General features: G+C 61.7%; 12 protein-coding genes. 4 read left to right on the top strand and 8 right to left on the bottom strand.

The genetic code is table 11. The annotated features are described in order from the left end of the window. Positions 1 to 304 precede the first annotated feature (304 nt). From AB5Y50_RS10855 to AB5Y50_RS10830, 6 genes are read right to left on the bottom strand one after another with little or no spacing between them, the layout of a single operon-like run. Positions 305 to 1,483, bottom strand: coding sequence for a hypothetical protein (locus AB5Y50_RS10855; RefSeq protein ID WP_167826287.1), 1,179 nt, complete (start codon positions 1,481 to 1,483; stop codon positions 305 to 307). Positions 1,484 to 1,485: 2 nt separating this feature from the next. Further along, positions 1,486 to 2,148, bottom strand: coding sequence for an energy transducer TonB (locus AB5Y50_RS10850; RefSeq protein ID WP_124244475.1), 663 nt, complete (start codon positions 2,146 to 2,148; stop codon positions 1,486 to 1,488). After that, a complete protein-coding gene (locus AB5Y50_RS10845; RefSeq protein ID WP_010672232.1) occupies positions 2,145 to 2,546 on the bottom strand; it encodes a biopolymer transporter ExbD in 402 nt (133 codons plus the stop codon). The genes AB5Y50_RS10850 and AB5Y50_RS10845 overlap by 4 nt, the downstream gene beginning before the upstream one ends. Beyond that, the gene (locus AB5Y50_RS10840) at positions 2,543 to 3,073 is read right to left on the bottom strand and encodes a MotA/TolQ/ExbB proton channel family protein (RefSeq protein WP_041214167.1); all 531 of its coding nucleotides are present in this window, start codon (positions 3,071 to 3,073) and stop codon (positions 2,543 to 2,545) included. Before AB5Y50_RS10840 ends, AB5Y50_RS10845 begins: the two co-directional genes overlap by 4 nt. After that, positions 3,070 to 4,377: a MotA/TolQ/ExbB proton channel family protein gene (locus tag AB5Y50_RS10835; protein ID WP_043153623.1), complete on the bottom strand. Its 1,308-nt coding sequence runs from the start codon at positions 4,375 to 4,377 to the stop codon at positions 3,070 to 3,072. The genes AB5Y50_RS10840 and AB5Y50_RS10835 overlap by 4 nt, the downstream gene beginning before the upstream one ends. Further along, positions 4,374 to 5,135, bottom strand: coding sequence for a DUF3450 domain-containing protein (locus AB5Y50_RS10830; RefSeq protein ID WP_201970167.1), 762 nt, complete (start codon positions 5,133 to 5,135; stop codon positions 4,374 to 4,376). The genes AB5Y50_RS10835 and AB5Y50_RS10830 overlap by 4 nt, the downstream gene beginning before the upstream one ends. A gap of 211 nt (positions 5,136 to 5,346) precedes the next feature. Between AB5Y50_RS10830 and AB5Y50_RS10825 the strand changes: the two genes are divergently transcribed. Continuing rightward, the gene (locus tag AB5Y50_RS10825; RefSeq protein ID WP_010672236.1) at positions 5,347 to 6,123 is read left to right on the top strand and encodes a LuxR family transcriptional regulator; all 777 of its coding nucleotides are present in this window, start codon (positions 5,347 to 5,349) and stop codon (positions 6,121 to 6,123) included. 60 nt (positions 6,124 to 6,183) lie between these two features. On the opposite strand, the gene glmS is transcribed toward AB5Y50_RS10825, so the two are convergent. Together glmS and AB5Y50_RS10815 are read right to left on the bottom strand one after the other, a co-directional pair. Further along, entirely contained in the window at positions 6,184 to 8,016 is a 1,833-nt protein-coding gene (gene glmS / locus AB5Y50_RS10820) for a glutamine--fructose-6-phosphate transaminase (isomerizing) (RefSeq protein ID WP_102948978.1), read from the bottom strand. 55 nt (positions 8,017 to 8,071) lie between these two features. Then, positions 8,072 to 8,845 carry a DeoR/GlpR family DNA-binding transcription regulator gene (locus AB5Y50_RS10815; RefSeq protein ID WP_043153628.1) on the bottom strand — a complete coding sequence of 258 codons (774 nt, stop codon included), beginning with the start codon at positions 8,843 to 8,845 and terminating at the stop codon, positions 8,072 to 8,074. Between the two features lie 122 nt (positions 8,846 to 8,967). Between AB5Y50_RS10815 and blrA the strand changes: the two genes are divergently transcribed. The 3 genes from blrA (at position 8,968) to blaOXA (ending at position 11,992) form a co-directional block, all read left to right on the top strand. After that, positions 8,968 to 9,642: a beta-lactam response regulator transcription factor BlrA gene (gene blrA / locus AB5Y50_RS10810; RefSeq protein ID WP_010672254.1), complete on the top strand. Its 675-nt coding sequence runs from the start codon at positions 8,968 to 8,970 to the stop codon at positions 9,640 to 9,642. A gap of 34 nt (positions 9,643 to 9,676) precedes the next feature. Beyond that, positions 9,677 to 11,098 carry a beta-lactam sensor histidine kinase BlrB gene (gene blrB / locus AB5Y50_RS10805; protein WP_268427597.1) on the top strand — a complete coding sequence of 474 codons (1,422 nt, stop codon included), beginning with the start codon at positions 9,677 to 9,679 and terminating at the stop codon, positions 11,096 to 11,098. A gap of 99 nt (positions 11,099 to 11,197) precedes the next feature. Then, entirely contained in the window at positions 11,198 to 11,992 is a 795-nt protein-coding gene (gene blaOXA / locus AB5Y50_RS10800) for a class D beta-lactamase (protein ID WP_268427598.1), read from the top strand. The last annotated feature ends 78 nt before the right edge of the window (positions 11,993 to 12,070 follow it).

Below are 12,070 nucleotides of genomic sequence, written 5' to 3'. Positions count from 1 at the left end.
TTTGATGCTCGATGCTGTGAGTGCCCACACAGATTGCTTGATTCAAATTGTTAAAGAGCGTCACGCTTATCGCGTTGAGGAGGCGCATCTTACGCCCCTCACTTCGAAAGTCAAGCGGTTGTTTTCGCTTTTCTTTCGGCGCCCACCTCATCAGGAGGCTAGCTCATCAGTTCGGCGTGGTCCGCCGTGCTTGTAGGGGCGCATTATAGGGAGCCGCGCCGTGATGACAAGAGCTTTTTGTAAAAATGCGCTCGTTTGCTGAAAAAGCAGGCTAAACCCCATGAAATGAGAGTTTACCCCAGTTTCATGCCGCTTTTTTGTTCATACCGTCAGTCTGGGCCTGAATGTAGTTGACCCAGCTGGTCGCCCTGTCTTGCCAGTTGTTCTGCTGTTGCAGCTCGCGAGCCAACACCAGCGCCTGAGCATATTGTTCTTTATTGAGGTGTGCCTGCACCAGCAGGGCCTTGGCTCTGTTGCCCTGCTCTCCCTTCACCGACTTGATGGCCGCGAGCTGGGTCATGGCGGCATCCGTCTTGCCCTGTTGCAGCAGCAGTTCGGCGGCTCGCATGGCGGCCTTGGGGTGAGCATGTTCCCGGGCAAGCAGCTGCCAGCTGTCCACAGCCTTCGGCCACTCACGTGCCCCTTCCCACAACTGGGCCAGCAATTGGCGATTCTCGGCGTTCTGCTTCATCACCCCCTTGGCCATGGCAGACTCCAGCAGACGCGCACCACGATAGGGCAGTCCCTGCCAGGCATACAGGCGGATCAGCTGGTTGCGGGCGGCGGCATCATCCATCAGCTGACGGTCGATGGCGGTTTGCAGCAGTGCAAGCGCTCGATCACCACGCTTGGCGGAGAGATTGAGCGACACCGCCTGCTGCCACCACTTGCTCTCTTTCGGCTCGCGGCGGATCAACTCTTCGGCCTGATCCGCAGCCACGCCGTAACGCTGCAATGCAGTGAGAGCGGAGAGGCGGATGATGGCCGCCTGCTTCTGCCAGCTTTTCTTCAACAGTTGTTCACTCTGGCTGGCTGCCTCGCCGTACTGCTTGTTGTGGTAATAGAGGCCAGCCAAGCGCAGACGCAAGGCATCGTCAGCCTTGATGGCCAATGCGGCCTTGTAGCTGGCGATGGCGCCGGACCAGTTGGATTGCTGGGCCTGGATATCCCCTCGCAGACGCAATAACTGAAGTCGTTGCTGCTCTGGCCACTCTTTATAAGCAAGAGCCTGCTCCACGTAGCGACTCGCCTGTGCGGTCTGCTGCAGGTTGGCGGCCAGAGAGGCTTGTAACTGCGCCAGCCAGGCGTGCTCAGCCTCGGAACCGGGTTTGAGCACAGCCGCCTTGTTCTGGGCCTGTTGCCACTTGCCGGATTGATAGAGCTTCATCACGGGCTCCAGCTGGCGGGAGAAATGAGGGCTCACCTCCATCGCCAGACAGGCTTGGCTGACCAGAGCCAGCAGACAGATCCAGATCCGCAACATGGTTATGACTCCAATTTGAATTTGAGCGTGATGACTTGCACCAGCTTGTCGGTGGCGCCCGGCCTAGGCTGATAGCGCCACTTGTTGATCGCCTGAATGGCCGCTCGCTCGAACTGGCGCTTCGGCTTGGCCTCGACCACCTCCACATCCTGTACCCGGCCGTCGGCATCGACGCTGAAACGCAAGGTCACGGACCCCTCAATGCCGGCCTGCTGGGCCCGGTAGGGATAAACAGGCTCAACCCGTTGCAGTGGCATCAAGAGGTCGCTGGCACCGATTCCAGCGCCCTGCTGCTGACCATGGAAATTGCCGCTCGCGACCGGAGTGGGACTGGTCGCCACGCCAGGGGCAAAGACCTGTACCGCACTCAGGGTCGAGACCAGATCCAGGCTCGGCTGTACCGAAGGCAACGGGGCCGCCGCAGGCATGGGCAGCGGTGTCGAAGCCAGCGCGGCAGGCGGCTCCGGCAAGGGTTCCGGCTCCTGGGGTACCGGCCGCTCACGCACCTGTACCTCGGTCACCTCGTTCTGCATGTTGATGACGATGGATTTCTGTTCTGTGGTCGCCTTCTCCCCTCCGGGCGGCTCCACCAGGGTGGCCATGAACAACAGGATGCCCAGACTGAGGGCGATCCCCAGTCCCAGGCTCATCAACTTGTGTTTCATTTCGGTGCCACCGCCACGGCGATGTTGGCGATGCCTGCCGCCTTGGCTTCATCCATCACCCGCACTACCTTGCCGTGGGGTACCCGTTCATCGGCCTGGATCACCAGGCTTGCCTCGGGCTGCTCCGCCAACAGTCGGGCGAGGGTGGCCTGCACCCGTTCCACATCCACCTGTTTGCGGTCGAGGAAGATCTGCCCCTGAGCACCGATAGCCAGCATGATGCTGGACGATTTCTGCGCCTTGGCCTGGCTGGCCTGGGGTCTGTGTACCTCAAGCCCGGCTTCGCGCACGAAGGAGGTGGTCACGATGAAGAAGATCAGCATGATGAAGACGATATCCAGCATGGGGGTCATGTCGATCTGCACTTCATCGCGCTGGCGTTTGGATTGCCGTCTCATTGCATTACCTTCTCTTCTCGCAGGCCGTCCCGGGTCTTGGCCAGCGCACGCTTGGCCTGACTCTCGAGCCGGCTCAGTAACAACACGCCGGAGAGGGCCACCACCATGCCTGCCATGGTGGGGATGGTGGCGCGGGAGATCCCGCCCGCCATGCTCTCCGGGTTAAAGCGGTTGGCCGCAGCCAGCGCATCGAATACGCCTATCATGCCGGTCACTGTACCCAGCAACCCCAGCATGGGGCAGAGCACCACCAGGGTGCGGATGAAGATCAGATGACGGTTGAGCGCCAGCTCCACTTCTGCCAGCCAGCGCCCGCGAATCGCGCGAGCGTGCCAGCTGTGACGCTCGCGACGCGCCTGCCAGCGGCCCAGCAGCTGACGCTGCAACGGTGCAAACCCCAGGTTGAGGTAGAGCAGCCGCTCGATCATCAGAATCCACATCAGCACCAGCAAGGCCAGAATGACCCAGAGCACCGGGCCGCCACGGCCCATGAAACTCTGCAACTGCTGCCAGATGTCGAGCATCATGCTACCCGCTCCACCCTGTCACCATTGCTTTCGGCCCGCTCGGCCAGGATCCCGGCCACCTGCTGTTCCAGCACGTTGGAGAGCTCGGTGAAACGGGACTGCAACAGGCTGTGGGCCAGGATCAGCGGAATGGCCGCTACCAGACCCTGCACCGTGGTGACCAGGGCCATGGAGATGCCGCCCGCCATGATCTTGGGATCGCCGGTACCGAACTGGGTGATGGCCTGGAAGGTGCCGATCATACCGGTCACTGTCCCGAGCAGACCCAGCATGGGGGCGATGGCCGCGATCACCTTGACCATGCCGATGCCGCGCTCCAGGCGAGGGGTTTCTTGCAGGATCGCCTCATCCAGACGCAGTTCGAGGGTCTCCATGCTCAGTTCTGGATGCTTGTCAGCCACCGTCAGCACCCGGCCGAGGGCGTTGTCGGCATGATATTCACCGCTCTTGAGTTGGCGACGAACCCGACCCAGTTCGCGAGAGAGGCTCCACAGCCGTACTCCAGCGATCCCCAGGCCGATGGCTGCCAGCAGCACGATGATGGCGCCGACCTGGCCGCCCTGCTGGACTTGCTGCCAGAAGGTGGGCGCCTGGGCCAGCATATCGAGCAGAACACCGTGGGAGGGATCCAGCGGCAACGCTTCTCCCTCCTGACCCTGATAAGCGGCCACAGCGGAAAGCACGCTGCCTGGCAGGCCCAGCACCGGACTCAGGCCTTCGGCCCCCGGTTGCAAGAAACCAGCATCGCCCAGCAGGGCGAAGCTGCCGATCCGGGTCAACGTCTGCTCGCTGGCAACGCCCTGGGCATCGAGCACCTTGCCGTTGAACTGGGCAACCCGGCCCGATTCGCGGATCTCCTGCAGCAAGGTGGCTGGCAGCAGGGCAAGGGCGGCGCGATCAGGCACCTGTTTATCCTGTGCCATGGTTTTCAGCGGGGCGAGACGATCAGGATACTGGCCCTCGACGGCGGATTCGCTCAGCAACTTGACCGCATCGCTGGCGCCCTGACGGGTGACCGCAAAGATCTCGTTCATGTCGCCGGAGGCCTGCTCCCACTGGGTATTGAGCTCCACCAGCTGCTTTTCATTGGCCGCGAACTGGCTGGCCAGCTCCTTGCTCAGGCGCTGGGCCTCGGCCAGCTTGGCACGGGCACTGCTCAGCTCCCTGGAGACAGACGCCAGATCCTGCTGAGCCTTCTGCTCACGGGCCTGTTCCTGCTGCTGCCAGGCTTCCTCGGCCACGGCGGCTGTGGTGCCCAGAGAGAGGGCGAGGGCAAGGGGTAACCACTTCATGGTGACGCTCATGACTGGGCCTCCTGACCACGGCTGACGGAAAGGGGGACATTCAACAACTGGGGAACTTTCTTGTCGGCAGCCATTTCCAGCGCCTCGGCGATGGGGGAGAGCCACTGGCCGTCGAGGGCTTGCCACTGCTTGTGCTCGGCAGACCAGCGCCACGCCTGGGAGCGATCGGCGGTCATCGCCAGCAGGGAGACCCGGCCCAGTGCCAGCACGTCGACCCGGCGCGGTGCGCCATCCAGCACCAGCTCGGCGGAATAATGGTCCAGCCTGCTGCCGTATTCGGCTTCAATCTGATAGGCCTGCAATAGCTGGCGGAACTTCTCCGCCTCGCTCACATCGGCTCTGGCCAGCGTCGCTTTCAAGGCAGCAACCCGCGCCAGACGATCCTCCCTGCGCAGCGGGATGTCATCCTGTACCAGCTGTTCCAGATCGGCTTGCATCTGCAGCATCAGGGGGACAAGCCCCTGCCTGGTCTCCTGTACCGCTTCCAACTGCTGGCTCAGCTTGCCCAGCTCGTTTTGCTGATCGGCCACCAGAGACTGCATGTAGCGGTTGTAGGCTTCCAGATCCCGCAGTTGCAGTTGGGCATTTTGCAGCTCAATCCTGGCGGCGACGGCGCCATCGGCGGCTTTCTCCACACGCAGCTGGGAGGCTTTCCCGTCGGCGATACTGTTCTTCAATGCTGGCGCAACCACCTCTTCGGCGGACACGACGCAATGAACGGCCATGGGTAACAAGGCCAGACCCCAAAACTTGTTCATGATATAAATCTTAACAATGATAACTATTCTCATTGTCTCAAAGAGTAGGGTCACTGGCAATCAGATGATTTTCTTGGCCTCTGGCCGAAAAAACAGGATACTTTTTAGACAAGTACGGGAATAACTGGCGTTGGTAGTCGCAACACCATTTTAAATAACTAAAAAATGTCTTTTCGATCAGCAAGATAAGTGATCGAAAAAGGAGACTTACATGTTTAACGATGCGATCTGGGAACACATAGATCGGTTCACCAAGGCGAAGAAGACCAGCGAGATCCAGCAACAACTGGAGCGCTTCAGTCATCAGATGGGGTTTGATTACTTCCGTTTGCTGATTATTTTCCCCATCAGTATGCAGAAATCCCATGTGGCCTTGTTCAACAACTGCCCCACCAGCTGGTTTGATGCCTATTCGGAACGGCACTACCTGACCCAGGATCCGGTCGTCTTCCTGGGGCTGAAGCAGACCCAGCCCATCTTCTGGAACAAGCTCGATTGCGATGCCCCCTGGTTGCCCAGCGCCAGCAGGGAGGTGATGAACCTCGCCGCCGACTTCGGGGTGAGGAACGGCGTCTCCTTCCCGCTGCACACGCCGCAGGGGGAACACGGCATCCTCTCTTTCATCAGCAAGGAGAAGTCCAATTCCGATCTGATGTTTGAAAACGTTCCCCTGCTGTCATTCTGTGCCAGCTACATCTTCAACTCGGCCCTGACCCTCATCAAGGCCAGGCCAGACCTGATGAAATACCTGGCCGAGCTGTCGGATCGGGAGAAGGAGTGCCTGTTCTGGGCCAGCGAGGGCAAGACCTCCTGGGAGATCGCCACCATCCTCGGCATCAGCGAGCGAACCGTGAACTTCCACCTCAATCAGGTCACCAACAAGACTGACTCGCGCAACCGCAACCAGGCGATTGCCAAGAGCATCTCCAGCGGCATCATTGTGCCTTCCCTGGACGACGTCACCATCACCAACCTGCGGCTGTCGTAGCCTGTTTTGCCAAAACAACAAGAGCCGCAATGCGGCTCTTTTTTCATTTCCGGCGACGGCTTATTCCACAGTCACGGATTTGGCCAGGTTGCGTGGCTGATCCACGTCGGTGCCCTTGATGAGGGCGACGTGGTAGGAGAGCAACTGCAGCGGCACGGTATAGACGATCGGCGCGATCATCTCTTCCACGTGGTTCAGGCTCATCACCCGCATGGTCTCGTCGCTCTTGAAACCGGCGTCCGCATCGGCGAACACATAGAGGATACCGCCACGGGCACGCACCTCTTCCACGTTGGACTTGAGCTTCTCCAGCAGATCGTTGTTCGGCGCCACGACGATGATGGGCATCTCGGCATCGATCAGCGCCAGCGGGCCATGCTTCAACTCACCGGCGGCATAGGCCTCGGCGTGGATGTAGGAGATCTCCTTGAGTTTGAGCGCCCCTTCCATGGCGATGGGGTACTGGCTGCCACGACCGAGAAACAGGCTGTGGTGCTTGTCGGCAAACTCTTCGGCCAGAGTCTCGATCTGCTTGGCCAGGGCCAGGCTCTCCTTGATACGCACAGGCAGGGCTTGCAGCGCCTTGACCAGTTCGGCCTCGGCGGCGGCGCTCAGGTTGCCACGGCAGTGACCGACGGAGGCCACCAGCATCAGCAGACCAGCCAGCTGGGTGGTGAACGCCTTGGTGGAGGCCACCCCGATCTCGGCACCAGCCCGGGTCATAAAGGCCAGGTCGGATTCGCGCACCAGGGAAGAGCCCGGCACGTTGCAGATGGCCAGCGAGCTCATGTAGCCGGACTCCTTGGCCAGGCGCAGGGCGGCCAGGGTATCGGCGGTCTCGCCGCTCTGGGACAGGGTCACCAACAGGCTGTTGGGGCGCACCACCGACTTGCGGTAGCGGAACTCGGAGGCGATCTCCACGTCGCAGGAGACGCCGGCGATCTCTTCAAACCAGTAGCGCGCCACCATGCCGGAGTTGTAGGAGGTGCCGCAGGCGACGATCTGGACGTGCTCGACCTTGTCGAAGATGGCGCGGGCGCCGTTGCCGAACGACTCGACCACCACGTGATCCGAACCCAGACGACCTTCCAGGGTATTGGTGATGGCCTTGGGTTGCTCGTAGATCTCTTTCAGCATGTAGTGACGGTATTCACCCTTGTCACCGGCATCGTGGGAGAGCTCGGACTCCAGCTCCTCGCGCACCACGACCTCGCCGTGGGTATCGAAGATGTGTACGTCGCGGCGGGTCACTTCGGCCACGTCACCCTCTTCCAGGAAGATGAAGCGGCGGGTCACCGGCAGCAGTGCCATCTGGTCGGAGGCGATGAAGTTCTCGCCGATGCCGCGGCCGATCACCAGCGGGGAGCCGGAGCGGGCCACCACCACACGGCTGTCGTCACGGCTGTCCATCACCACGGTACCGTAGGCGCCGCGCAGCTGCTTCACCGCTACCTGCATGGCCGCCAGCAGGCTGGGAGCGGATTTCAGCTCGTGGTGCACCAGGTGGGCAATCACCTCGGTGTCGGTGTCGGAGCTGAACACATAGCCCAGCGCCTTGAGCTCTTCACGCAGCTCTTCGTGGTTCTCGATGATGCCGTTGTGCACCACCACGATATGCTCGGAGACGTGAGGGTGAGCGTTGCGCTCGGACGGCTCGCCATGGGTAGCCCAGCGGGTGTGGGCAATGCCGGTACCACCGTGGACGGACTGCTCTTCCAGCGCCTTGGCCAGTTCGGCCACCTTGCCCAGCCGACGCACCCGCTGCAGCGGCTGGTTGGCGCTGAACACGGCGACACCGGCCGAATCGTAGCCACGGTATTCCAGACGGCGCAGGCCCTCTACCAGGATTTCAGCCACATCACGTTGGGCGACGGCCCCGACGATGCCACACATACACTTCTCCTTGAGACGTAAGACGTTAATTCGGTTGGATAATGGTTTGTTCAGGTCAAACGGCCACGGGGGCGCAAATCAGCGTGATCCCCCTGGCCTGAATCTGTTCTCGGGCCGCATTGCTCAGCCCCTCGTCGGTCACCAGGGTATGGATGCCGGACCAGGGCAGCTCGAGATTGGGGATTTTTCGGCCGATCTTCTCCGACTCCACCATGACGATGACCTCCCGCGACACTTCGGCCATGACCCGGGAGAGGCCCACCAACTCGTTGAAGGTGGTGGTGCCCCGCTCCGGGTCGATGCCATCGGCACCGATGAAGAGCTGGTCGAAGTCATAGGAGCGCAGCACCTGCTCCGCCACCTGCCCCTGGAAAGATTCGGAGTGGGGATCCCAGGTCCCGCCAGTCATCAGCAGGGTGGGTTCGTTTTCCAGCTCACGCAGGGCACCGGCCACATTGAGGGAGTTGGTCATGACGATGAGGCCGCGCTTGTTGCCCAGCATGGGGATCATGGCGCTGGTGGTGCTGCCGCTGTCGATGATGACGCGGTTGTGATCGCGGATCCGCTCGGCGGCGGCGCGGGCAATGGCCAGCTTTCGATTCGAAACTTGTTCCGGGTTGCTGTCCACCACCATCTCGTTGGGGAGGGGAACGGCACCGCCGTAGCGACGCAGCAACAGGCCACCGGTCTCCAGCACCGCCAGATCTTTGCGGATGGTCACCTCGGAAGTGGCGAAGTGTTTGGCCAGGGCATCGACGCTGACTTCCCCCTGCTCCTGCACCAGACTCACTATGGTGTGACGGCGCTGCTGTGTGTTGCGTTTGGTCATTTATAAGTTTCGATTCGAAAGAATGGCGAAATATTAATGCCTTTTCGGGAAAAATCAAACGGCAAATAGGATCCGATTTGGTTCGATGCCAGAATGAGGAGCCGATTTGCGACGAGGACGCCATGCAAAAACGACTCATCTGGCTGGTGGAAGATGAAGCCAGCATTGCCGATACCCTGATCTATGCCCTGCAGACCGATGGTTTCGAGGTGGAGTGGTTCCCCCTCGGTCAGCCGTTGCTGGCGCGACTGGAACAGACGCGACCGGATTTTTTGATCCTGGATGTGGGGCTGCCGGACATCAGCGGTTTCGAACTGTGCAAGCGGGTGCGGGCACTGACCGATATTCCCCTGATGTTTCTCACCGCCCGCAGCGAGGAGATAGACCGGCTGATCGGGCTGGAGATAGGGGCAGACGACTATGTAGCCAAACCTTTCTCGCCCCGTGAGGTGTGCGCCCGGGTGCGGGTCATCCTGCGCCGCAGCCAGCCCGCCCCCTCCCAGCCGATACAGCCACTCGCCCTGGACGAGGAGCGGGCACGCATCTGCTTCCTGGGCCAGCCCCTGACGCTCACCCGCTATGAGTACCTGCTGCTCAAGACCCTGATGCTGGCGCCGGGTCGGGTCTACTCCCGCCAGCAGCTGATGGATCTGGTGTGGCAGGATGCGGAAGAGAGTCTGGATCGCACCGTCGACACCCACATCAAGACCCTGAGAGCCAAGCTGCGGGAGCGGGACCCTGACGCCAACCTGATCCTGACCCACCGCGGGCTGGGCTACAGTCTGGAGCTGGCATGAACTCGGGGTGGCCGGGCATCGGCAGGGGGATGAGATGAGAATCGGATTGCAACTGCTGTGCGGCCTGGTGCTGATCTTCGCCCTGGCCGCCTGGTTCGTGCTGGAGATCTTCGTCGAGGAGATCAAGCCCGGGGTACGCAGCGCCACCGAAGATACCCTGGTAGACATGGCGCAGATGCTGGCCCCCCTGGCCCTGGACGACATGCAGGAAGGAAAGATGGCGAATGGCCGGCTGGCCAGCGCCTTCACCCGCCTCAACCAGAGTCCCATCAATGCCCTCATCGATGGCCACCTCAAGCAGCAGGCGGAGTACCGCATCTATGTGACCGACGCAAAAGGCAGGGTGGTCTACGACTCGGACGGGGTGGATCTGGGCAAGGACTACTCGCGCTGGAACGACGTCTACCTGACCCTGCGCGGCGAATATGGCGCCCGCAGCACCCGCAGCGACCCCGACGATCCCGCCAGTTCGGTGATGCACGTGGCAGCCCCGCTGCGGGAAGGGGATGACATCCTCGGCTCCCTCACCGTCGCCAAGCCCAACAGCACCCTGCAGCCCATGATAGAGCGCAGCGAACACCAGTTGCTGAAAGGGGCGGCCCTGCTGCTGTTCATCTCGCTGCTCATCGGCGCCTTGCTGGTGTGGTGGCTCAACCGCGCCATCGGCAAGCTGGTGCACTATGCAGATGCAATCAGCCAGGGTCAGCCCGCCAGCCTGCCGCGCCTCTACAGCCCCGAACTGGACAGGCTAGGCCACTCCCTGGAAACCATGCGCCGTCAACTGGACGGCAAGGCCTATATCGAGGCCTATGTCCACAGCCTGACCCACGAGCTCAAAAGCCCGCTGGCGGCCATTCGCGGGGCGGGGGAGATTCTGGCCGAGGCGCCGCCGCCGGACATCGCAAAGCGCTTTATCGGCAACATCAATCTGGAGACGGCCCGCATGCAGCAGCTGATCGAGCGCATGCTGCAACTCGCCCGCCTCGAATCAGGGCAGGGGCTGGACAGACAATCCGTCGAGCCGGCCCGGCTGGGCAGACGGGTGCTCGACGCCCGCCAGATCCAGGCCCAGCGCCGCCAGATCTCCCTGCACGCCGAGCTGGGGGAAGGTCAGAAGCAGAAGTGGGATCCCCTGCTGGTGGAGCAGGCCCTTGGCAACCTGCTGGACAACGCCCTCGATTTCGCCCCCGTCGGCAGTACCCTGGTGCTGAGCGGCGCCATGGAGGAGGGGGGTTATTGCTTCCGGGTGCGGGATCAGGGGCCAGGCATTCCCGACTTTGCGCTGCCCAGGATTTTCGAGCGTTTCTACTCCCTGCCAAGGCCAGACAAGGGAAAAAGCAGCGGCCTCGGGCTCAGTTTTGCCATGGAGGTGGCACGCCAGCATGGCGGCCATCTTGCTCTTGCCAATCAGCCGGACGGGGGGGTGCTGGCCACACTCTGGCTGCCCGGCAACTGAGGACACTTCACACCAAGCACACAGAGCCGGGCTAAGCTGCACCTCCTCGATGACGACCTTCCCCGTCGATGCGCATTCATATTAATCAAGGAGATAGATATGCCCCGTATGCTGTTGTCCGGTCTGCTTGCCGCTGGCCTCTTCTGTGCACTGCCTGCCAGCGCCGCTTCTGGCTGCATGCTGTTTGCGGATGGAACCGGCAAACCCGTCAGCACCCAGGGGGACTGTGCCGCCCAGTTGACCCCGGCCTCCACCTTCAAGATCCCGCTGGCACTGATGGGCTATGACAGCGGCTTTCTGGTGGATGAACAGCTGCCGGCCCTGCCGTTCAAGGCCGGTGATCCTGATTTCCTGCCGGAATGGAAACAGACCACCACCCCGAGCAGCTGGATGCAATTCTCGGTCATCTGGTACTCGCAGCGCCTCACCGAGTGGCTGGGAGAAGCTCGCTTCCAGCACTACGTGGACAGCTTCGACTACGGCAACCGGGATCTCGAAGGCAACCCGGGCAAGCACGACGGTCTGACCCAGGCCTGGCTCAGCGCCAGCCTCGCCATCAGCCCCCAGGAGCAAGCCCGCTTCCTTGGCAAGATGGTGAGCGGCAAGCTGCCGGTCTCCGCCAAGACCCTGCGCCATACCGCCAACCTGATGCGTCAGCCCGACATCGACGGCTGGCAGATCCACGGCAAGACCGGCATGGGTTACCCCAAGCAGCTGGATGGCAGCCTGGACAGGGAGCAGCAGATCGGCTGGTTCGTCGGCTGGGCCAGCAAACAGGACAAGACGCTCATCTTCGTCCACACCGTCATCCAGACGCCGGGCAAGCAGTTCGCTTCCCTCAAGGCCAGGGAGGAGGTGTTCGCCGCCCTGCCGGCCCGGTTGAAGACACTCTGATGCCAGCAACACCGGCGCCTGGCGCCGGTTTTTTTATCCCCCTTCACCACCACTTCACACTGCCCCATCCTCCCTTCA

Origin of the sequence: Aeromonas sp. s6 (assembly GCF_040907815.1) — a bacterium.
In the GTDB taxonomy this organism is placed as follows: domain Bacteria; phylum Pseudomonadota; class Gammaproteobacteria; order Enterobacterales; family Aeromonadaceae; genus Aeromonas; species Aeromonas caviae.
Note: the sequence above shows the minus strand (reverse complement) of the source record. Positions and strands in the feature narration are given on the sequence as shown.

Excerpts from the sequence above, each read along its gene's own strand:
- AB5Y50_RS10855 (WP_167826287.1), bottom strand. The coding sequence starts at position 1,483 with ATGTTGCGGATCTGGATCTGTCTGCTGGCTCTGGTCAGCCAAGCCTGT.
- AB5Y50_RS10850 (WP_124244475.1), bottom strand. The coding sequence starts at position 2,148 with ATGAAACACAAGTTGATGAGCCTGGGACTGGGGATCGCCCTCAGTCTG.
- AB5Y50_RS10845 (WP_010672232.1), bottom strand. The coding sequence starts at position 2,546 with ATGAGACGGCAATCCAAACGCCAGCGCGATGAAGTGCAGATCGACATG.
- AB5Y50_RS10840 (WP_041214167.1), bottom strand. The coding sequence starts at position 3,073 with ATGATGCTCGACATCTGGCAGCAGTTGCAGAGTTTCATGGGCCGTGGC.
- AB5Y50_RS10835 (WP_043153623.1), bottom strand. The coding sequence starts at position 4,377 with ATGAGCGTCACCATGAAGTGGTTACCCCTTGCCCTCGCCCTCTCTCTG.
- AB5Y50_RS10830 (WP_201970167.1), bottom strand. The coding sequence starts at position 5,135 with ATGAACAAGTTTTGGGGTCTGGCCTTGTTACCCATGGCCGTTCATTGC.
- AB5Y50_RS10825 (WP_010672236.1), top strand. The coding sequence starts at position 5,347 with ATGTTTAACGATGCGATCTGGGAACACATAGATCGGTTCACCAAGGCG.
- glmS (WP_102948978.1), bottom strand. The coding sequence starts at position 8,016 with ATGTGTGGCATCGTCGGGGCCGTCGCCCAACGTGATGTGGCTGAAATC.
- AB5Y50_RS10815 (WP_043153628.1), bottom strand. The coding sequence starts at position 8,845 with ATGACCAAACGCAACACACAGCAGCGCCGTCACACCATAGTGAGTCTG.
- blrA (WP_010672254.1), top strand. The coding sequence starts at position 8,968 with ATGCAAAAACGACTCATCTGGCTGGTGGAAGATGAAGCCAGCATTGCC.
- blrB (WP_268427597.1), top strand. The coding sequence starts at position 9,677 with ATGAGAATCGGATTGCAACTGCTGTGCGGCCTGGTGCTGATCTTCGCC.
- blaOXA (WP_268427598.1), top strand. The coding sequence starts at position 11,198 with ATGCCCCGTATGCTGTTGTCCGGTCTGCTTGCCGCTGGCCTCTTCTGT.